The 19,454-nt window shown below is 71.2% G+C and carries 18 protein-coding genes; 6 read left to right on the forward strand and 12 right to left on the reverse strand.

The window, feature by feature from the left end:
* Position 1: 1 nt before the first annotated feature.
* Positions 2 to 769 carry an SDR family oxidoreductase gene (locus IG99_RS29100; RefSeq protein WP_037678954.1) on the forward strand — a complete coding sequence of 256 codons (768 nt, stop codon included), beginning with the start codon at positions 2 to 4 and terminating at the stop codon, positions 767 to 769.
* 224 nt (positions 770 to 993) lie between these two features.
* On the opposite strand, the gene IG99_RS29105 is transcribed toward IG99_RS29100, so the two are convergent.
* The 4 genes from IG99_RS29105 to IG99_RS29120 form a co-directional block, all read right to left on the reverse strand.
* Positions 994 to 2,058, reverse strand: coding sequence for a phosphotransferase family protein (locus IG99_RS29105; protein ID WP_037678957.1), 1,065 nt, complete (start codon positions 2,056 to 2,058; stop codon positions 994 to 996).
* Positions 2,055 to 3,380 carry an acyl-CoA dehydrogenase family protein gene (locus IG99_RS29110; RefSeq protein WP_037678959.1) on the reverse strand — a complete coding sequence of 442 codons (1,326 nt, stop codon included), beginning with the start codon at positions 3,378 to 3,380 and terminating at the stop codon, positions 2,055 to 2,057. The genes IG99_RS29105 and IG99_RS29110 overlap by 4 nt, the downstream gene beginning before the upstream one ends.
* Positions 3,381 to 3,452: 72 nt before the next feature.
* The gene (locus IG99_RS29115; RefSeq protein ID WP_037678960.1) at positions 3,453 to 4,109 is read right to left on the reverse strand and encodes a TetR family transcriptional regulator; all 657 of its coding nucleotides are present in this window, start codon (positions 4,107 to 4,109) and stop codon (positions 3,453 to 3,455) included.
* Between the two features lie 50 nt (positions 4,110 to 4,159).
* Positions 4,160 to 4,921 carry an SDR family NAD(P)-dependent oxidoreductase gene (locus tag IG99_RS29120; protein WP_037678961.1) on the reverse strand — a complete coding sequence of 254 codons (762 nt, stop codon included), beginning with the start codon at positions 4,919 to 4,921 and terminating at the stop codon, positions 4,160 to 4,162.
* A 173-nt stretch (positions 4,922 to 5,094) separates the two neighbouring features.
* Here IG99_RS29120 and IG99_RS29125 point away from each other — a divergent pair, with 173 nt between their 5' ends.
* Positions 5,095 to 5,862, forward strand: a complete 768-nt coding sequence (locus tag IG99_RS29125; RefSeq protein ID WP_037678962.1) for an SDR family NAD(P)-dependent oxidoreductase — start codon at positions 5,095 to 5,097, stop codon at positions 5,860 to 5,862.
* A 61-nt stretch (positions 5,863 to 5,923) separates the two neighbouring features.
* Here the strand turns inward: IG99_RS29125 and IG99_RS49695 are convergent, their stop codons facing one another.
* Positions 5,924 to 6,115 carry a hypothetical protein gene (locus tag IG99_RS49695; protein WP_199815618.1) on the reverse strand — a complete coding sequence of 64 codons (192 nt, stop codon included), beginning with the start codon at positions 6,113 to 6,115 and terminating at the stop codon, positions 5,924 to 5,926.
* A 612-nt stretch (positions 6,116 to 6,727) separates the two neighbouring features.
* On the opposite strand from IG99_RS49695, the gene IG99_RS29135 reads away from it, so the two are divergent.
* Entirely contained in the window at positions 6,728 to 8,257 is a 1,530-nt protein-coding gene (locus IG99_RS29135; protein WP_234311995.1) for a multicopper oxidase family protein, read from the forward strand.
* Between the two features lie 60 nt (positions 8,258 to 8,317).
* Here the strand turns inward: IG99_RS29135 and IG99_RS29140 are convergent, their stop codons facing one another.
* The 7 genes from IG99_RS29140 to IG99_RS29170 are packed head-to-tail and all read right to left on the reverse strand — an operon-like array spanning position 8,318 to position 16,502.
* Positions 8,318 to 9,355: a CaiB/BaiF CoA transferase family protein gene (locus IG99_RS29140; RefSeq protein ID WP_037678965.1), complete on the reverse strand. Its 1,038-nt coding sequence runs from the start codon at positions 9,353 to 9,355 to the stop codon at positions 8,318 to 8,320.
* Entirely contained in the window at positions 9,352 to 10,308 is a 957-nt protein-coding gene (locus tag IG99_RS29145; protein ID WP_037678966.1) for a TIGR03564 family F420-dependent LLM class oxidoreductase, read from the reverse strand. Before IG99_RS29145 ends, IG99_RS29140 begins: the two co-directional genes overlap by 4 nt.
* 3 nt (positions 10,309 to 10,311) lie before the next feature.
* Entirely contained in the window at positions 10,312 to 10,713 is a 402-nt protein-coding gene (locus IG99_RS29150) for a cobalamin B12-binding domain-containing protein (protein WP_037678968.1), read from the reverse strand.
* Positions 10,713 to 12,290 carry a methylmalonyl-CoA mutase family protein gene (locus IG99_RS29155; protein ID WP_037678970.1) on the reverse strand — a complete coding sequence of 526 codons (1,578 nt, stop codon included), beginning with the start codon at positions 12,288 to 12,290 and terminating at the stop codon, positions 10,713 to 10,715. The genes IG99_RS29150 and IG99_RS29155 overlap by 1 nt, the downstream gene beginning before the upstream one ends.
* Positions 12,287 to 13,729, reverse strand: a complete 1,443-nt coding sequence (locus IG99_RS29160) for a FadD3 family acyl-CoA ligase (RefSeq protein ID WP_037678973.1) — start codon at positions 13,727 to 13,729, stop codon at positions 12,287 to 12,289. Before IG99_RS29160 ends, IG99_RS29155 begins: the two co-directional genes overlap by 4 nt.
* Positions 13,726 to 14,904: an amidohydrolase family protein gene (locus tag IG99_RS29165; RefSeq protein ID WP_037678975.1), complete on the reverse strand. Its 1,179-nt coding sequence runs from the start codon at positions 14,902 to 14,904 to the stop codon at positions 13,726 to 13,728. Before IG99_RS29165 ends, IG99_RS29160 begins: the two co-directional genes overlap by 4 nt.
* Before the next feature lie 11 nt (positions 14,905 to 14,915).
* On the reverse strand, positions 14,916 to 16,502 hold the full coding sequence (locus tag IG99_RS29170; RefSeq protein ID WP_199815619.1) for an AMP-binding protein: 1,587 nt from the start codon (positions 16,500 to 16,502) through the stop codon (positions 14,916 to 14,918).
* A 64-nt stretch (positions 16,503 to 16,566) separates the two neighbouring features.
* On the opposite strand from IG99_RS29170, the gene IG99_RS29175 reads away from it, so the two are divergent.
* From IG99_RS29175 to IG99_RS29185, 3 genes are read left to right on the forward strand one after another with little or no spacing between them, the layout of a single operon-like run.
* Positions 16,567 to 17,571 (forward strand): ferredoxin--NADP reductase, encoded by a 1,005-nt coding sequence (locus IG99_RS29175; protein ID WP_037678977.1) that lies wholly within the window; start codon positions 16,567 to 16,569, stop codon positions 17,569 to 17,571.
* A gap of 42 nt (positions 17,572 to 17,613) precedes the next feature.
* On the forward strand, positions 17,614 to 18,333 hold the full coding sequence (locus IG99_RS29180; RefSeq protein WP_037678980.1) for an enoyl-CoA hydratase/isomerase family protein: 720 nt from the start codon (positions 17,614 to 17,616) through the stop codon (positions 18,331 to 18,333).
* On the forward strand, positions 18,323 to 19,057 hold the full coding sequence (locus IG99_RS29185) for an alpha/beta hydrolase fold domain-containing protein (protein ID WP_051866032.1): 735 nt from the start codon (positions 18,323 to 18,325) through the stop codon (positions 19,055 to 19,057). The genes IG99_RS29180 and IG99_RS29185 overlap by 11 nt, the downstream gene beginning before the upstream one ends.
* Positions 19,058 to 19,454: the final 397 nt, after the last annotated feature.

A 19,454-nucleotide genomic window follows, 5' to 3' on the forward strand; every position in this document is an offset into this window, starting at 1 on the left:
CGTGCGGATCGAGGATTCGGCGGCCCTGGTGGTCGGAGGCACGGGCGGCCTCGGTGAGGCCACGGTTCGGCGACTGCACGCGGCGGGCGCCCGGGTGGTGATCGCCGACCTCGCCGACGACAAGGGCAAGGCCCTGGCCGAGGAGCTCGGCGTGCGATATGTCCGCACCGACGCCACGGACGAGGACTCGGTGGCGACCGCGGTGGCGGCAGCCGAGCAGGCGGGCGAGTTCAGGATCGCCGTCGACTGTCACGGCGGTCCGGCGAGCGGCGGCCGGCTCGTCGGCAAGGACGGCTCGCCCCTGGATCTCGCCGGCTTCCGCGCCACCGTCGACGTTTATCTGACCGGCGTCTTCAACGTCATGCGCATGGCCGCGGCGGCACTCGCACGCACCACCCCCCACGACGCGGACGGCGGGCGCGGCGTGATCGTCACGACGTCGTCCATCGCCGCGTACGAGGGCCAGATCGGCCAACTGCCGTACGCCGCCGCGAAAGGCGGGGTGAGTGCCATGACGCTGGTCGCCGCCCGGGATCTGTCGCCTCTTGGCGTCCGTGTGGTCTCCGTCGCCCCGGGCACGGTCCTCACTCCCGCGTACGGGAAGGCAGCCGACCGTCTGGAGGCGTACTGGGGCCCCCAGGTGCCGCATCCGCGGCGCATGGGACGTCCGGAGGAGTACGCCGCACTGGTCCACCACCTGTGCGAGAACGACTACCTCAACGGTGAAGTGGTGCGCCTGGACGGCGCGTTGAGGTTCCCACCGAGATAGCCTCCCTGAAGGAGTCTCTGCGTACCAGGGCCAGGGGGCATCGTCCTGGTGGCCCTGGTCGGTATCACCACCGGGGTGCAGGCCGGCGAGGCGAGGCCGTACGGGCCGCCCCCGGCCGGATCGATCTCCCGCAGATGGCCTTCCGGGCGACCGGCACGCCCACCACGACGATCAGCGGCCGGACGTAGCACCGCCGGCGAAGGGCACCTGAGACCTTTCAGGACTCAGGCACCCTCCATCTCCTGGCGGGCCTTGGCCCACAGCCATCCCGCGTAGGCGTGCAGCCCGTCGCCCAGCTTGCGGTTCATCTTCCCGGCGAGGGCGCGGGCGTAGCTGCCCTCCAGGAGGGCGGCCAGGCGGAAACAGGCCAGGACCTGGTACCAGCGGAAGGCGGAGACGTCCCGGCCGGTCGACTCGGCGTAGTGCGCGACGAGTTCGGCACGGCCGGGCATTCCGTCCCAGGGCTGGAACTGAGGGTCGCTGCCGGGCGGGTCGTCCTTCTCGCGCCAGGCGGTGAGGACCCAGGCCAGGTCGAGGAGGGGGTCGCCGAGGGAGGCCATCTCCCAGTCGACGATGGCGGCGAGGCGCGGGGCGTCGTGGGCGAACATGACGTTGGCGAACTGCAGGTCGCCGTGGACGATCCCGGTCGCACCCTGCTTCGGGGTGTGCGCGGCGAGCCAGTCGGCGACGAGGTCCACCTGCGGGTTCTCGGTCTCGCGGTAGGCGGGCTCCGTGCGGTAGCCGTGCAGCATCTTCAGGTACTTGGGGGTCTGCCGCTCCAGCCAGCCCTCCGTCCTGCCGAGGTCGGCCAGGCCGTGCGCGGACGGATCCACGGCGGCCAGGCGCGCGGCGCCGTCGACGAGGGCGAAGGCGACCGAGCGCCGCCACCCGGCGTCCTGCGCGTACCGGCCGGGCAGCTGTCCCCGGGGCATGAAGCCGTCGATCTTCTCCAGGACGGAGAAGGGTGCGCCCAGCACCGCGTCCTCCTGCACGCTCGCGTACAGGCGCGGATGGGGTACGTCGGTGTCGGCGAGAGCCGTCAGGACGCGGCTCTCGCGCCGGAAGGCGTCGGACGCGCCGGACCGGAGGTGGCGGCCGGGGCGGCGCAGGACGAGTTCGGTGCCGTCGGCCCGGCGGAGGGTGAACAGGAGGTTCTGGGCGCCGCCGGTGAGGGTGTCGAGGGCGGTGACGGGGCCGTCACCGGGAAGGTCGGCGAGACCGGGCCAGGCGTTGAGACGGTCGAGGTCGGGCGTGGTGTCGTCGGCGGTGCTTTCCTTCTGCGAGGTCACCGGGTCACCGTCGTCTCGTTCAGGCAGTCCGCGTACTTCGCGCGGGCCGCGGCCAGCCGGGTGGGCAGATGTTCCGAGCCGAACAGCGGGTCGTCCGCCGGGACCGCTTCCTTCAGCAACAGCCGGGCGACGACGTCCTGGTGTGCCTCGGTGGGGCCGTCAGCGACTCCGAGGGTGGGACCGGCCTGCCACATCCTGGCCAGCGGCAGCTCGTTGGACACGCCGAGGGCGCCGTGCAAGTGCAGGGCGCGGTAGGCGACGTCGACGAGCACCTTGGGCGTGGCGACCTTCACCCCGGAGACGTGGAGCCGGGCGCGGCGCGCGTCCGCCGGGTCGCCCGTGTCGTTCGCCCGGTCCATGTGCCAGGCGGCGTGCAGGACCTGGAGGCGGAACTGCTCGATCTGGATCCAGGTGTCGGCCAGTTGGTGGCGCACGGACTGCTGGTCGGCGAGCGGGCCGCCCCGGGTGCGACGGGAGGCGATCCGCTCTGTCATCATCTCCAGGGCGCGCCGGCACTGGCCGACCGACCGCATGGCGTGGTGCAAACGGCCACCGCCGAGCCGGGTCTGCGCGATCAGGAAGCCGGAGCCGGGCTCGCCGAGCAGGTTCTCGGCCGGTACGCGGCAGCCGGTGAACCGCAGGTAGGCGTGGACACCCTGGCCGAGCGGCTCACCGGCCAGGCCCGTGCCGCGCACCATCTCCATGCCCGGGGTGCCGGCCGGGACCAGGATCATGGACGCGCCTTTGTGCACGGGCACGTCCGGGTCGGTGATGACCATGGCGATGACGAAGGCGGCGTGGGGGTAGTTGGAGGCGAACCACTTTTCGCCGTCGATCACCCACTGGTCGCCGTCCCGGACCGCACGGCAGGTGAAGCCGCCCGGGTCGGCGCCGCCCGTAGGCTCGGTCATCGCGAAGGTCGAGACGATCCGTCCGTCGAGCAGCGGCTCCAGGTACTCCTTTCGCTGCTCCTCGGTGGCGTAGTGGGCGAGGATCTCCGCGTTGCCCGAGTCGGGGGCCTGGGTGCCGAACACCATCGGGGCCCAGCCCGAACGGCCCAGGATCTCGTTCAGCAGGCCGAGGTTGACCTGACCCATACCCATGCCGCCCAGCGACGGCGGCAGGTGGGCGGCCCACAGCCCCTGGTCCCGCACCCGCCGCTGAAGCGGCCGGACGACTTCGCGGAAGACCTCGCTGCCCCGGTCGTACGGCTCGGCGTTGCCCGGGAACAGCACGTCGAGCGGCTCGATCTCCTCACGGACGAACGCCGCGGCCCAGTCCAGCTTCTCCTGGAACGCGGCATCGGTACTGAAGTCCCACATGACGCACCCACCCTCCGTCAGAATACGATTCTGAATCTAGCAGAATGCCATTCTCGCTTACAACCATCGCGCCTATCGGCGGCGGGAGTCGGGGGCTCGCACGCCTGCGAGGAGGAAGCCGACCAGATGCTCGGTCTCGGCGCGCCCGGGCGCCTCTTCCGTGAACAACCAGTACTGCAGGGCCGCGACGACCCCGCCCGCCGTGGTACGGGCGGCACGCATCGGGTCGCCCGCTCCCAACTCGGCCGCGGGCTGCGCGAACAGCGCGGCAAGGGCGTCCACGAGGGCGACGGTGGCGTGCGCGGCGCGGGGCGTGTGGCCGGTGGCGTTGGCCAGAACGGCCCGAGTCTGCCGGGCCAGATCCTCGTCCGAGGCCTGCCGCAGCACTGCCCCGATCCCTGCACGCAACCGGGCCTCCGGTCCGTCCTCGGCCGCTCGCGCCATCCGGTGCCGCACGTAACCGACGACGGTGTGCGCACCGCGCTCGACGATGGCCTCGACCAGGGCGTCCTTGCTCGCGAAGAAACGGTAGAAGGCGTCGTTGGACAGGCCGGCCGCGGCCACGATGTCGGCCACGCGCGGGCGCCGCCCGCGGGCCGCCACCATGAGCGCGAGCCCGGCGTCCAGCAGAGCCAGGGCCTCGCCACCGGCGGCTTCTCCCGGCTCCCCGGTCCGGCCGCCGGACGCAGCCGGTCGAGCCGGCGCGGAAGGCTCGGTCTCGGCTGTCATCGGCGTTCACCGTCCTCGAAGTGGGGGATCCGGGCCGCGTTCCGGCCACGTCAGCGCAGGACGGTCCCGCCGTCGACGTTCACGACCTGCCCGTTGATCCACTCGCCTTCGTCGGAGAGCAGGTAGGACACCATGCCGGCGATGTCCTCGGCCCGGCCGTGACGCGTGCTCCGGGTCCGGGCGAGCATGCTCCGCAGCATCTCCGGGGGCGCGCCCCGTTCGATGTCGGCGGTCAGGACGAGTCCCGGCGCGACCGCGTTGGCCCGGATGCCGTCCTTGCCCCAGCGCGAGGCCACATGACGGGTGAGCGCGTTGATGCCCGCCTTGGTCGCGGCGTACGCCGGCCGCTTGGCATCACCCGTGAACGAGGCGATGGAGGAGGTGTAGACGATCGCCCCACCGCCGCGGGCGAGGAGCGCGGGCACGGTGTGCCGGGAGACCAGCATGTGACCGCGCAGGTTGACGGCGAGGGTGCGGTCCCAGATCGCGAGGTCCATGTCGACCACGTCGGTGTCCTTCTGGACCGCGCCCATGTCCCCGGCGTTGACGTGCACGGCGTCCAGACCGCCGTAGGTTCGCAGCGTGGCCGCGACCAGATGCCCGACCGAGGTGTCGTCGGAGATGTCGAACTCCACCGCGACCGCCTCGCCGCCCCCGGCGCGGATGGCGTCGGCGGTCTCCTCGGCCCCGTCCGCGTTCAGATCGCCGACGACGACCCTGGCTCCTTCCCGCGCCAGCCTGCACGCCGAGGCGGCACCCAGCCCGGTGGCCGCACCCGCCACCAGGACGACCTTGTCCTTCAGACCTCGCACGATGTCCGCCTCCGCTCTCCTGGGCTCCCCGGGCAGGCGAGCGCCTGAACTTTCCGCGAACGCCCATCACCACAATGCGGGAATGCTGTTCTACGATAACGAGAATAATAATCTCGCACCGGAGTGCGCCAGGGAACAGGCGGCTTCGGACACTTCAACAGGACGGGAATGGGATGGGGTACGCAGACGCGTTGTTCGATCTCACCGGCCGGGTGGTCCTCGTCACCGGCGGCAGCCGGGGGCTCGGACGGGCCATGGCGTTCGCGGCGGCACGCTGCGGAGCCGACGTCGTCGTCGCCAGCCGGACATACGACGCCTGCGCCGCGGTGAGTGCGGAGATCCAGAAGGAGACAGGGCGTGCGGCACTGCCGTACGCCGTACACATGGGCCGCTGGGACGAACTGCCCGGGCTGGTCGACGCGGTCCACGAGCGATTCGGCAGGATCGACGCGCTGGTCAACAACGCGGGCATGTCCCCCGTGTACGACGATCTGGGCGAGGTCACGGAGAAGATGTTCGACTCGGTGCTGGGCCTCAACCTCAAGGGTCCCTTCCGCCTGTCCGTGCTGGCCGGGAAGCGCATGGCCGAGGCCGGCGGCGGTGCGATCGTCAACGTCAGCTCCACCGGTTCGATCCGGCCGCGCCCGGCGATCGTGCCGTACGCGGCCGCCAAGGCCGGGCTGAACGCGGTGACCGTGGGTCTGGCACAGGCGCTCGGGCCGACGGTGCGGGTCAACACGCTGATGTGCGGCCCGTTCGCCACGTGGGCCACCCGGGGCTGGCAGGAGAACCCCGAGCAGCTCGCCGAGGGGGTGCGCCCGCACGCGCTGCAGCGTGTCGGCGCCCCCGACGAAGTGGTGGGCGCCGCTCTGTACCTGATGTCGGACGCCTCGTCGTACACCAGTGGGGCGACGCTGCGGGTGGACGGCGGGATGCCGTAGCGGCCCCCCTGAGCCCGGGCGGCTTCTAAGTGGTCTGAGCCCGAAGTCCTTCGGGGGTTGATCACGCTGTTGGTGCGGCGGAGGATTTTTCCTGGCGATCGAGTGTGTGTCGGTCGAGCCGGGCCAGCAGATCGTCCAGGTCGGATGTGGTGAACCTCCACTGGAACGGCTGGGCTGTGGCGTTGTAGCGGTCTTCGAATGCGCGGAGCCGGTCTCGGATCTGGTCGAGGTCCGTGAAGTCGTTGGGTGCCACGACTTTGCGTTGGACGACGGAGAAGAAGATCTCGATCTGGTTTGGTCCAGGAGGCGTGGACCGGGGTGTGGACCATGACGGCGTTGGGAAATGCCTTGGCCAGGCGGTCGATGGCGGCCTTCCCTCGGTGGGAGGAACCGTTGTCGACGATCCAGAAGACGCGTTTCGCGCTGGCATAGGGTTCGCTGGTCATGACCTGGCTGACCAGGTTCATGAAGGGCACGATGCCGGTGGTGGGCGTGCAGTGCCCGATGACGCAGGCGTGGTGGACGTCGTAGGCGGCCAGGTAGGCCAGCGCGCCGCCGCGCCGGTACTCGTGGTTGACGCGCATGGCCCGGGCCTGGCCTGGTGCCAGGGTGGGGTGGCAGCGGGCCTGGATCGAGGTCTTCTCGTCGCTGGAGATGACGTACTCGTCCGCGCCCAGCGGAACGCCGTCGAAGGTGCGGGCGTACAGGTCCATGATGCGGGCGGCCTTGGGCCGGAAGTCCGGGTCGCGGATGAAGATCCAGGACCGGTACTGCCAGGGCTTGAGCGCGTCGTCCGCCAGCCAGCGGCGTACCGTGGAGACGCCTTCTTGGCCTGGCGGCGCTGGGCGCCGGAGGGGCAGCCGCCGTGACGGCCGGCGTTCTGGTATTGCCGCCCTGGCTGCGCCAGGGCGAGCCGGGCACGTTGCTTCGCAGCGGCCGTCCACTGCCGACCCCCTATCAGATGCCACTGCCGATCCCGCCGGTGATGGCACCGATCCGCAGTGACGCCACCACCGACTATTACGAGATCACCCAGCGGATCGGCGACATCGCCGTCTTCGACGGAGTCCGCACACCCGCCTGGACCTACCAGGGGACCTTCCCCGGCCCGACGATCATCTCGCGCTCGGGACGCCGCACGGTGGTGCGCCACGTCAACCGCCTGCCACACCCTGTTGTCGTCCACCTGCACGGCGGGCACACGCCGCATGAGAGCGACGGCTACCCCACCGACCTGATCCTGCCCACCGGCTCACCGCTGCCGCCCGGTTCCGGCACGCCGATGCCGTCCATGCCGGACATGCCCGTCCTCACGGGCGCCGCTACCTCCGGCAGCCGCGACTACACCTACCCGATGAACCAGCGCGCAGCCACGCTCTGGTACCACGACCACCGGATGGGGTTCACCGGCGCCAGTATCTGGTATGGCCTGGCCGGCTTCCATCTCGTCCATGACGCCGAGGAGGACGCGCTGCCACTGCCCAAAGGGGATCGCGACGTGCCGATCATGATCGCGTACCGGTCCTTCGACGCCGCCGGCCGACTCCACTATCCCGCCGCCGACCCCGCGTTGACCTCGGCACCCGGCGTCCAGACCGCCTACATGAACGGCGTCCTCGGCGACGTCATCCTGGTCAACGGCGCGCCGTGGCCGGTGATGAGCGTCGAGCGGCGCAAGTACCGGCTACGGTTGCTCAACGCCTCCAACGCTCGTCGCTACCGGCTCGTCCTGGACCCGCCTCCGCCGGGCAGAGCCGGACTCGTCCAGATCGGCAGCGACGGGGGCCTGCTCTCAGCCCCGATCGTCCACGACGCGATCGAGCTGGCCCCAGCCGAACGGTTCGACGTCGTCATCGACTTCGCCCGCTTCCCGCCCGGCACGCGCGTCCACCTGCGCAACACCCTCGGCTCGGGTGCCACCACGCACATCATGCGATTCGACGTCTCCGGCTCGGCCACGGGAACCAGCGACGACGCGATGATTCCCGCCTCTCTGGCCGCCGTTCCCACGCCGGACCGGCGCACCGCCGCAGTTACACGGGACTTCCTGTTCCAGAACCGGCCCGGTTCCCAGGCCTGGACCATAAACTCCCGCCGCTACGACCCGGCCCACCCACTGGCCCACCCTCGACTCGGTCAGACCGAAATCTGGCGCTTCGTCACCGACCTGCACCACCCCATCCACGTCCACCTCGACCACTTCCAAGTCCTTGCCCGGAACGGCAGCGCGCCCGGCCCCTACGACCAGGGCTGGAAAGACACCCTCGACCTCTACCCCGCTCAATCCGCCGAAGTAATCGTCAAATTCACCGAGTACGCCGGCCGGTTCCTGCTGCACTGCCACAACCTCGAACACGAAGACATGGCGATGATGGCCGACTTCATCACCAGCTGACAGCGAAGTCCCCAGCACCGGCTCCGGAGTCAACCCCCGAAGGACTTCCCGGGCCGACCACTAAGCCGTGTCGTCGTGCTCCCCGAGGCGAGGCGGCGGGCCGTACGACGGCTGGTGCCCGGCGATCCGGAACGGGCTTGCGACCAGGCGGTGTTCGCCGGCCCGCACGACCGCGTCGGGAAACTCGACAAGTGCCTGGGGCAGCGTGCGTACGGCTGCGGCGGGGACGCCCAGCGGGCGCAGCCGACGTTCCCAGGCCACCGCCGAGTCGGCGGCGAGCGCCTTGGTCACCGCGGCGACCACCTCGTCGCGGCGGGCCGCGCGCTCGGCCATCGTCAAGTAGCCCTCGATGCCGGCCTCCGCGGCGAAGGAGCGCCAGAAGCCGTCGTGGGTGATGAAGAGGGCCAGGTGTCCCTCGGCGGTGGGGAAGAGCTGGGCGGGGACGTAGTGGGCGTGGGCGCCTCCCAGGCGGCGCGGAGCCTTGCCGTCGTTGAGCCAGGCCGCGGCGTGGTAGTTCAGCTGCGAGAGCATCACGTCGCGCAGCGACACCTCGATCTGGCCGCCGCGTCCGGAGACGATCTGGGCCAGCAGGCCCAGCGCGGCCGCCATTCCGGCCGAGTTGTCGACCGAGGAGTAGCCGGGCAGCGCGGGCGGGCCGTCCGGGTCGCCCGTCATGGCCGCGATGCCGGTGGCCGCCTGGACGACGTAGTCGAAGGCGGGCATGTCGCCCGCGTCCATGCCCCAGCCGGTAAGGGCCACGCACACCAGGCGCTCGTTGTAGGGCTTCAGGGCCTCGTAGGTCAGGCCGAAGCGCTCGATGGCGGACGGCTTGAGGTTGACCAGCAGGGCGTCGGCGTCGCGCACCAGCTCGTGCAGGCGGTCCTGGCCGGCGCGGGCGCTCAGGTCCACGCGGACCGAGCGCTTGTTCCGGTTGAGGCTGGCGAAGTAGGCGTCGGAGACCTGCCGGGACAGGTCGCCGCCGGGCGGTTCGACCTTGGTGACCCGGGCGCCCAGGTCGGCGAGCAGCATGGTGGCGTACGGGCCGGCCAGGATGTGGCCGACCTCCAGCACGCGCAGGCCGGCCAGCGGGCCGTTCACCGCAGGTCCGCCGCGATCGCGGCCACCGCGTCACGGGTGCGCAGTTTCGAGGCGACCAGTTCGTCCCGCCCGTTCCCCAGGGGCAGCAGCCGCACCGACAGATCCGTCACCCCCGCGTCCGCGAACCGCCTGAAGCGGGCCCTGATGGCCGCCTCGTCACCCGCCGCGCACAGGTCGCCGACGTCGCGGGCGTCGCCGTACTCCAGCAGGCGCTGGTAGTTGGGGGACACCTCGGCCTCGCCGAGGATGCGGTTGGCGCGCTCGCGCGCGGCGTCGACCTCGTGCGGTGCGCACAGACACACCGGGATTCCCGCGACGATGCGGGGTGCCGGACGGCCCGCGGTCTCGGCAGCCTTGGTGATCGTCGGGGCGACGTGCTCGGCGACCGACCGCTCGTCCGCCATCCACAGGACCGTGCCGTCGGTGTACTCCCCCGCGATGCGCAGCATCACCGGGCCCAGCGCTGCCATCAGAACCGGCAGGGGGGCGACCGGGGCGATGGTGAGCGGGTTGTGGATGCGGAAGACGTCGTTCTCGACGTCCACCGAACCACCCCCGGACAGCGCCGAGTTGACTACCTCCAGGTAGGCGCGGGTGTACGCCGCGGGCTTCTCGTACGGCAGGCCCAGCATGTCGCGGACGATCCAGTGGTGGGAGGCACCGACGCCGAGCGTGAGCCGTCCGCCCGCCGCAGCCTGCGCGGACACGGCCTGACGGGCCAGTGCGATGGGGTGCTGGGCGTGGACGGGGACGACGGCCGTGCCCAGTTCGACGCGCTCGGTGGCCTGACCCATGAGGGCGATGGCGGTCAGGGCGTCGAAGTCGGTCGGCACCTGTGGCACCCACACGGTGTCGAAGCCGGCCTCCTCGGCCCAGCGGGCGTCGTCGACCATGCGGGCCGCCTTGTGCGCGGCGTCGCCCCGTTCGGGGCCGCTCATCACTCCGACTCGCATGGTCTAGTCCTCCGGGGCTGTCAGGACGCGGATGTCCGCGACGATCGCGTCGAGCGGGGTGCCCGTGGGGTACACCCCGGCGGCTCCGGCCTCCCGCAGCCGCGCCACGTCCGAGGCCGGGATGGTGCCGCCGACCACGACGGGGATGTCGTCGCCGCCTGCGGCGCGCAGCGCCTGGACCGTGCGGCGGGTGAGGGCGAGATGGGCGCCGGAAAGGATGGACAGGCCGACCAGGGCGACGTCCTCCTGCACGGCGGTGGCGGCGATGTCGTCCACGCGGTGCCGGATGCCGGTGAACACCACCTCGAAGCCGGCGTCGCGCAGCCCGCGGGCGACCAGCTTCGCGCCCCGGTCGTGGCCGTCGAGCCCGGGCTTGGCGACGAGAACGCGCACAGGTGTGGTCATCAGAACACCACCGGCTGCCGGAACTCGCCCCACACCGCGCGCAGAGCGTCGGCCATCTCGCCGACCGTGCAGTAGGCGCCCGCGCACGCGACGAGCGGATCCATCAGGTTCGTGTCTCCTTCGGCGGCGCGCCGCAGATCGTCGAGACGGGCGCGTGCCTCGGCGGCGCTGCGCTCGGACTTGATGCGCGCGAGCCGTTTGAGCTGGCGTTCGCGGCCCTCGGCGTCAAGTTCGTAGGTGGCGAGGTCGGGCGGGGGCTCGTCCACGGTGAACCGGTTGACGCCCACGACGGGCCGCTCGCCGGAGGCTGTCTCCTGGTGCAGCCGCCACGCCTCGTCGGCGATGAGCCCCTGCAGGTAGCCGTCCTCGATACAGCGCACCATGCCGCCGTGCGCCTCCAGGTCCGCCATGATCTCGACGATCCGCTCCTCGGTGGCGTCGGTGAGGGCCTCCACGAAGTACGAACCCCCCAGCGGGTCGGCGACCTTCGTCACGCCCGTCTCGTGCGCGAGCACCTGCTGGGTGCGCAGGGCGAGCGTCGCGGACTCCTCACTCGGCAGGGCGAACGGCTCGTCCCAGGCCGCGGTGAACATCGACTGCACCCCACCCAGCACCGAGGCGAGCGCCTCGTAAGCGACGCGCACGGTGTTGTTGCGGGCCTGCGGTGCGTAGAGGGAGGCGCCGCCGGCCACGACGCCGAAGCGGAACATGCACGCCTTGTCGGTGGTCGCGCCGAACCGCTCGCGCACGATGGTCGCCCAGCGCCTGCGCCCCGCACGGTACTTGGCGACCTCCTCGAAGAAGTCGCCGTGCGTGTAGAAGAAGAAGGAGACCTGCGGGGCGAACTGGTCGATGGTCATCCGGCCGCGTTCCAGGACGGTCTCGCAGTACGTGACCCCGTCGGCGAGGGTGAACGCCATCTCCTGTACGGCGTTGGCGCCCGCGTCGCGGAAGTGCGCCCCCGCGACGGAGATCGCGTTGAAGCGGGGCACCTGCGCGGCGCAGAACTCGATCGTGTCCGCTATGAGCCTCAGCGAGGGTTCCGGGGGCCAGATCCAGGTACCGCGCGAGGCGTATTCCTTGAGGATGTCGTTCTGGATGGTGCCGGTGAGCTTCGCACGGGGGATACCGCGCTTCTCGGCCGCGGCGACGTAGAAGGCGAGCAGGATCGCCGCCGTACCGTTGATGGTGAAGCTGGTGCTGATCCGGTCCAGCGGAAGGGTGTCGAAGAGGATCTCAGCGTCGGCGAGGGTGTCCAGCGCGACCCCGACCCGGCCGACCTCGTCGACGTACTCCGGGTCGTCGGAGTCGTAGCCGCACTGGGTGGGCAGGTCGAGCGCCACTGACAGGCCCGTGCCGCCCTGGTCGAGGAGGTAGCGGTAGCGGCGGTTGGACTCCTCGGCGGTGCCGAAGCCGGAGTACTGGCGCAGGGTCCAGGTGCGGCCCCGGTAGCCGGTGGGGTAGTTGCCGCGTGTGAAGGGGAACGTGCCCGGGTCGGGGGGGTCGGCGCGGAGGTCCGCGGGGCCGTACACCGGGTTGAGTGGGATGCCGGAGGGAGTGCGGAAGTCCTGGGTCATGTCAGTTGGTCCTTCATCACCTTTCCGGTGGCGTTCAGCGGCAGCTGCGTGCGGAACTCGACGTGGCGGGGCACCTTGAAGCCGGCCATCCGCTCGCGCGCCCAGGCGATCAGCTCGGCCTCCGTGATCCCGGCGAATTCGGTGCGCGGGACGACGAAGGCCTTGCCGACCTGGCCGAGCCGCTCGTCGGGCACGCCGATGACGGCGGCCTGGGCGACCGCCGGGTGCCTCAGCAGAAAGCCCTCGATCTCGGCGGGGTAGGCGTTGAAGCCGCCGACGACGAACATGTCCTTCTTGCGGCCGACGATCCGCAGCCGGCCCTCGGCGTCCAGTGCGCCGAGGTCGCCGGTGTGCAGCCAGCCATCGGCGTCCACGGCCTCGGCGGTGGCCTCGGGGTCGTCGAGGTAGCCGCGCATGACGGAGTAGCCGCGCACGAGCACCTCCTGGTCCTCGGCGACGCGCACCTCGAAGCCCTCGCACGGTTTGCCCACGGTCGTGGCGACGGCCTCGTAGGGGTCGCCGGGCCGGGACGCGGTGACGGTGCCGGCCTCGGTGAGGCCGTAGCCGGTCATGAGGTGCGTGAACGGCAGGTCGGTGGTGATGCGCCGGACCAGCTCCCCCGGGATGTCCGCCGCACCGGTCACCGCGACCCGCAGGGAGGACAGGTCACGGTCCGCGCCGGCCTCCAGGAGGGAGTGGTACAGGGTCGGCGGTCCGGGCAGGACGGTCACCCGTTCCTTCTCCACCAGGTCCAGCACCCGGTCCACGTCGAAGACGGCGACGGGGAGGACGGTGGCGCCCCGGATCATCGACGCGACCAGGCCTGCCTTGTAGCCGAAGATGTGGAAGAAGGGGTTGACGATCAGGTACCGGTCGCCCTGCCGGAGCCGGGCCAGGTCGCACCACTCGGTGTACAGGCGCAGCGTCTGGCCGTGTGTGGTCATCACGCCCTTGGGGCGTCCTGTCGTACCGGAGGTGAAGACGATGTCCGCCAGGTCGTCCTCGCTGCTCCTGGGTTCCATCGGGTCACCGGAGGCGAGGAAGCCGGAGGTCTTCAGGTCGATGACGCGAACGCCGGGTGGACCGGTGAACTCCCGTTCCAGGAAGCCGTTCTGGACGAGCAGCACCTTGGCGCCGCTGCGTACCACGATGTCGTGGGCCTCCTCGTCGAGGAAGCGGGTGTTCACCGGCACCAGCACCCCGCCTGCCGTGAGCAGGCCGAACGCGGCGACGATCCACTCGGCGGAGTTGGGCGCCCACAGCGCCACCCGGTCGCCCGGGCCGACGCCCGCCGAGGCGAACGCCCCGGCGGTGCGGCGGACCCGGTCGGCCAGGTCGCGGAAGGTGAGGCGCACCTCGCCGTCCACGACGGCCTCGGTGTCGCCGAACCGGTCGGCCGAGCTCAGCACCAGTTCGGGAATGGTGCGGGCGGTGGTCATGCGTCGATCAGCCGGGCCAGATTGCCGCCCATGACCTTGGCCTTGTCCTCCTCGGACAGCTTCGGGAGGTGGTCGACGTAGGTGACGGGGTCGGCGAGGCCCTCGGGGTGGGGGTAGTCGGAGCCGAACAGGACCCGCTCGATGCCGATGAGGTTGCCGAGTTCCGCCATGTCCTCCTCCCAGAACGGGCTGATGTGGATGTGCCGCTTGAAGACGTCCACCGGGTTCTCCCGGAACTCGTGGGGCATCTTCTTGTGGACGTCGGCGAGCCTGCTCAGCAGGGGCTCCACCCACGAGGCGCCGTTCTCGATGACGGCGACCTTCAGCTCGGGGAAGCGGGACAGCGCGCCGTGGCAGATCAGCGAGGAGACGGCGTCCTCGATCGGCCGCCACTCGTTGACCTGCCGGAAGGCGTTGGGCTTGAAGGGCAGGAACTCGCGCCGCCGGCCCTCCCAGTCGTTGGCGTAGTTCGCGTAGCCGCTGTCGGAGGAGTGGAGGGCGACGAGCACGCCGGTCTCCACCACCCGCTTCCAGAACGGGTCGAACTCGGGCAGCGCGAAGGACCGGGTGCCGCCGAAGCCGGGGACCGGCGCGGGGCGGATGAGGATGGCGCGGGCGCCGCGCTCCACGACCCAGTTCAGCTCCTCGATCGCCTTGTCGACGATCGGGAGGGTGATGACGGGGACGGTGAAGATGCGGTCCTTGTAGGTGAAGCCCCAGGTGTCGTGCAGCCACTGGTTGAGGGCGTGGACGACGACGTGGATCAGCTCCGGGTCGTCCTTCATCCGCTCCTCGATGAGGCTCGCCAGCGTCGGGAACATCAGGCTGCGCTGGATGCCGAGCTCGTCCATCAGCTGGAGGCGCGGGGCCGGTTCGCGGAAGGCCGGGATGGAGCGCATGGGCTCGCCGAAGATCTCCCGGCGGGTCTTGCCGTCGGGGTTGCCGACCCGGAAGTACTCCTCCATCGCGCCTGGTCGGGCGACGACTTCGAAGGTGGGGTTCGGGATGTACTCGCTGATCTGCCCGCGTATCGCGATCTTGGTGCGACCGCCGACGTTCACGTACTGGATGGCGCCCCGGTATTCCTCGGGGAGGTACTTGGTGAGCGCTTCCTGCGTCTCGTAGAGGTGGTTGTCCGCGTCGAACAGCGGATACGCGAGTTCACGAGAGGGCATGAGATCCTCCTTCACCGTTTGCGAGAATCGTATTCTCGCATCGAGGGAGTGGCAATGTCCTCGCGAAGGACGAACTTCTTCACCTTGCCGCTCGGGGTGCGCGGGAAGTCCTCGACCTCGTGGACCGCCTCGGGCCACTTCTGACGGGCCAGCCCCGCCCGGCCGAAGTGCAGGCGCACCTCGGCCAGGCCCGGGGCCGACCAACCGGGCAACATGCGCAGGACGGCGGCGGCCCGCTCCCCCAGGCGCGGGTCGGGCACGGCCACCACGACAGCCTCGGCCACACCGTCCAGCCCGAGCAGGACCTCCTCGACCTCCAGGGCGCTGATGTTCTCCCCGCCCCGGATGATGACGTCGGCCTTGCGGGCGGTGACGGTCAGCCAGCCGTCGGCGTCGAGCACGCCGATGTCGCCGGTGCGGTACCAGCCGTCGGCGTCGAAGGCGGCGGCGGTGAGCTCCGGGTCGGTGTAACCGAGGCAGAGGTCGGGGCCGCGAGTGAGGATCTCACCGTCCTCGGCGAGCCGGACCTCCGCACCGGGCAACGGGAGGCCGTCGGTGTGCAGGCGTTTGGCGGCGGGGCCGTCGTACGGGGTGCAGGTCACCGAAGGGTGCTCGGTGGAGCCGTAGGCCCGGAAGACAGTGATGCCGAGGGACTCCAGCCGGGTCGTCACGGCGGACGCGATGGAGGCGCCCCCCAGTCCGGCGTACTTCAGCCGCGCGACGTGCTCCTCGGTGCAGTCGGGGTGGTCGAGCAGACTGGTCATGTAGTACGTCGCACCGCCGCCGACGGTGAGCCCCTCGTCCCGCATGAGGGCGAGCGCCCGGGCCGGGTCCCAGGAGTCGCCAAGGTTGACCGGGGTGCCGTCGAGGACCGGGATGAGGAACGCGTTGATCATGCCGATGAAGTGGCCGACCGGCGCCACTGTGAACTGCCGTCCCCGGTCCGGGGGATAGCTCGCGGCCAGCTGCCGGGTTTCATAGCCGAGGGTGCGGTGGCTGTGGATGACGCCCTTGGGGTCCCGGGTGGTGCCGGAGGTGAAGGCGACGAGGGCGGGGGTGTCCGGGTCCACCGGCAGGACACCGGCCAGCGGCTCGTCGGCGAGCAGCTCGTCGAAGTCCCGCCCGACGACGCCGACGACCGGCACCTCGGCACACAGGTCCGGTCGGAACTCCGTCCGCCCGAAGCGCTCGGCGGCGAAGAAGGCCTTGGGGCGGGTGGCCTCGACGATGTAGCGGACCTCCTTGGGCCCGTAGAAGTGGACCACCGGGACGACGACGGCTCCGAGGAAGGCCGAGGCCCAGAACACGGCCGCCGCCTCCATCCAGTTGGGGAGCTGCATGACCACCACGTCGCCCGGGCCCACGCCACGCGCCCGCAGACCTGCGGCCAGCCGCCGCGCCGTACGCTCCACTTCGGCGAACGTGCCCCTCCAGGGTCGCGCCTCGGAGTGCACGCGGAACTCCGCGTCCCCGGACCTGCCCAGCCCGGCCGCCAGCAGGTCGCCCAGGGTCTCCCGGGTCCACCAGCCCTCGGACTCGTAGCGCGCCGCGAGTCCGGGCGGGACTGACCGCAGGGCGCCGGGGGGAATCGCCGTCATGACAGATACTCCTCCCTCGTTTGGAGAATTGCACTCTCCCACAGCGAGAAGGTAAGTTCCATACATGGCACGGGACCATGGCTTCCATCCGGTGCGGATCACCCGGGTCGTCGACGAGACACCGGACACCCGCACCTTCGCCCTCGACGCGCACTTCCCCTACCGGGCCGGGCAGTTCCTGACCTTCAAGGTATGCGGGACGCTGCGGAGCTACTCGATGTCGTCCTCGCCCGACACGGACGGGGAGGTGTGTGTCACGGTCAAGCGCGTGCCGGGCGGGCTGGTCTCCGGCTGGATGCATGAACGGCTGAAGCCCGGTGACACGCTGGAGGCCACCCTGCCCGGCGGTTCGTTCTGCCTGCGCGGGGACGTCGGCGACCGGCCTCTCGTCGCCTACACCGGCGGCAGCGGCATCACTCCGGTGTTCTCACTGATCAAGAGCGCGCTGGCGACGACACGCCGTGACGTCGGACTGCTGACCGCACATCAGAGCGCCGGTGCGGCCATCTTCCGCAAGGCGCTGGACGCCCTCGCGGCGCGCCACCCCGGCCGGCTGGACCTGCGCCATCATTTCGACGACCGGGACGGGCTGGTCGCTCCCGCGGAGATACGGGCCCTGGCCGACGAGGGGGCGGACTTCTACGTCTGCGGGCCGGAGCCGTTCATGGCCCTGGTCGAGCAGACCCTGACCGCTCATCGGATCGCTCCCGAGCGGATCTTGGTCGAGCGGTTCACCCCGACGGCACCCGTGGAGGCGGCCGAGGAGGCGCTCGCCGGGCCTTCGGAGCCCGTCGCCGGGACCGTCACCGTCGACCTGCGCGGTGAGCGTCGTACCGTGCCGCAACGGCCCGGCGAGACGCTGCTGCAGAGCGCCCGCCGGGCCGGCTTCACGCCGCCGTTCTCCTGCGAATCCGGGGACTGCGCCACCTGCATGGCCCGGCTGACCGACGGCGAGGCCAAGATGCGGGTGAACAACGCCCTGGACGCCGACGAGGTCGCCGAGGGCCATGTGCTCACCTGCCAGGCCGAGCCGACGACCCCCGACGTGACCGTCGTGTACGAGGACTGACCCGGCAGCATCCGCATCCGCCCGACGACCGGAAGGCCGCACATGGTTGAGCTGGAGCTGGAAGACGGCCTGGCGGTCGTCACCATCGATCGTCCGCACGCCCGCAACGCCATCGACCCGCACACCATGGGCGAGCTGGAGAAGGCCCTGAACGCGGCCGAGGGCGCGACGGCGCTGGCGGTGACCGGTGCGGGCGAGAGGGCCTTCGTCTCCGGCGGTGACCTGAAGGAACTGGCGCGGCTGCGCACCGAGGGCGAGGCCTCGGACATGGCGCTGAGGATGCGGGCACTGTGCGACCGCATCGCCGGATTTCCCGGTCCGGTGGTGGCCGCGCTCAACGGGCACACGCTGGGCGGCGGCGCCGAGGTGGCCGTGGCGGCCGACATCCGCATCGCCGCCGACGACGTCCGGATCGGCTTCACCCAGACGAAGCTCGCCATCGTCCCCGCCTGGGGCGGGGCCGAACGGCTGGCGCGGCTGGTGGGGCCGGGTCAGGCCATGCTGCTGGCGGGCACGGGACGGATGTTGGAGGCGACCGAGGCCGCGCGGCTGGGGCTGGTCGATCTGGTCGTGCCCCGTACGCAGTTCGCCGACCGCTGGCGGGAGGTGGCCCACTCCCTCGCCACCCCGCAGGCCCGCGAGATCAAGAACCTCACCACCCGGACCCGTCCTGTACGCGAGGCCGCCGAGGCATTCGCCCGGCTGTGGGTGTCCGAGGAGCACTGGGAAGCAGCGGAGAAGGTGATGTCCCGTGGTAAGTGAAGTACGCGTCGACGAGGGGCCGTTCGGGCCGGAGGTCCGCCCCGAGGGCAGGGCCGTGGCACAGACGGTGCTGTATCTGCATGGCGATCCGCGGCTCGCGGGCACTCCGCAGGACGCACTGCCGACCGCCCGGGAACTGGCCCGGCTCACCGGGTACGCGGTTGTCTGCGCCCGCTACCGGCCTCGCTTCCCGCAAGCCTTGGAGGACGTGTGGGCGGCTTGGGAGCACTGCCACGCCACCGGTCCGGCGACGGTGGCGGGCAAACGGCTCGGCGGGGCCCTCGCCGCCGGCCTGCTGCTGCGGCTGCGCGACGCGGGCGCGACGTTGCCGACCTGCGCGGTGCTCTCCTCACCGGTGCTGGACTTCACGCTGGACTCGCCCAGCCTGCTGCTCAACGCAGCCGCCGACCGCACCGTGGACGCGGAAGCGCTGCCGGTCCGGGCGGCCACGTACACGGGGACGACCCCGCGCGACCATCCGCTGCTCAGTCCGCTGCACGGCAATCTCCACGGTCTGCCGCCGCTGCAACTGCACGCGGCCGGCACGGAGGTGCTGCTCGACGACACGCTGTCCTTCGCGACCCGGGCGGCACACTCCGGCGTCGCGGTGGACATGCGGATCCACGAGGACTCCGCCGCACAGGGCCTACGGCAGCTGGAGGCGACGGCGCAGTTCCTGCGGGCCTGGTGCCCGGACGGGGCGGTCGTGCCGCGTCGCGGATGAACTCCGCGGCGCGCCACGCCTTCGCGGCCCGTCGAGCACGCGCTGACGGCAGGGAAGCCGCAATAGCCGCTGCCGAGCGCCGAGCGGGCGAGATGGTGGCCGGCGACCCCTCGGAGGTGGGCCGGAGAGGGCGGCGAGGGACCAGCAGGGCCACGGTGTCGGGCCGTTCCAGGTCAGCGCGCGACTTGAGGAAGGCCATCGCGTCGTAGGCCGGGCTGGCCGGCGGGTCCGGAGGGTAAGCAGCCGCGCGCGGTACGGACCGGGGAGGCCGGGTGGCCAGGTTTCGGCGGGCGCCGGACGGAGCGTCGGGACGGAACCGCACCACCAGGCAGCCGGGTTCGCGCAGCCAGACACCGACGTGCGGACGGTGCAGTCGTACCGCCACGCCGACGGCACG

Origin of the sequence: Streptomyces griseus subsp. griseus (genome assembly GCF_000720255.1) — a bacterium.
GTDB lineage: Bacteria > Actinomycetota > Actinomycetes > Streptomycetales > Streptomycetaceae > Streptomyces > Streptomyces griseus_I.

Coding starts and splice junctions, on each gene's coding strand:
- IG99_RS29165 (WP_037678975.1), bottom strand. CDS start 14,904: ATGCCCTCTCGTGAACTCGCGTATCCGCTGTTCGACGCGGACAACCAC.
- IG99_RS29160 (WP_037678973.1), bottom strand. CDS start 13,729: ATGACCACCGCCCGCACCATTCCCGAACTGGTGCTGAGCTCGGCCGAC.
- IG99_RS29175 (WP_037678977.1), top strand. CDS start 16,567: ATGGCACGGGACCATGGCTTCCATCCGGTGCGGATCACCCGGGTCGTC.
- IG99_RS29145 (WP_037678966.1), bottom strand. CDS start 10,308: ATGCGAGTCGGAGTGATGAGCGGCCCCGAACGGGGCGACGCCGCGCAC.
- IG99_RS29110 (WP_037678959.1), bottom strand. CDS start 3,380: ATGTGGGACTTCAGTACCGATGCCGCGTTCCAGGAGAAGCTGGACTGG.
- IG99_RS29180 (WP_037678980.1), top strand. CDS start 17,614: ATGGTTGAGCTGGAGCTGGAAGACGGCCTGGCGGTCGTCACCATCGAT.
- IG99_RS29150 (WP_037678968.1), bottom strand. CDS start 10,713: ATGACCACACCTGTGCGCGTTCTCGTCGCCAAGCCCGGGCTCGACGGC.
- IG99_RS29170 (WP_199815619.1), bottom strand. CDS start 16,502: ATGACGGCGATTCCCCCCGGCGCCCTGCGGTCAGTCCCGCCCGGACTC.
- IG99_RS29115 (WP_037678960.1), bottom strand. CDS start 4,109: ATGACAGCCGAGACCGAGCCTTCCGCGCCGGCTCGACCGGCTGCGTCC.
- IG99_RS29125 (WP_037678962.1), top strand. CDS start 5,095: ATGGGGTACGCAGACGCGTTGTTCGATCTCACCGGCCGGGTGGTCCTC.
- IG99_RS29155 (WP_037678970.1), bottom strand. CDS start 12,290: ATGACCCAGGACTTCCGCACTCCCTCCGGCATCCCACTCAACCCGGTG.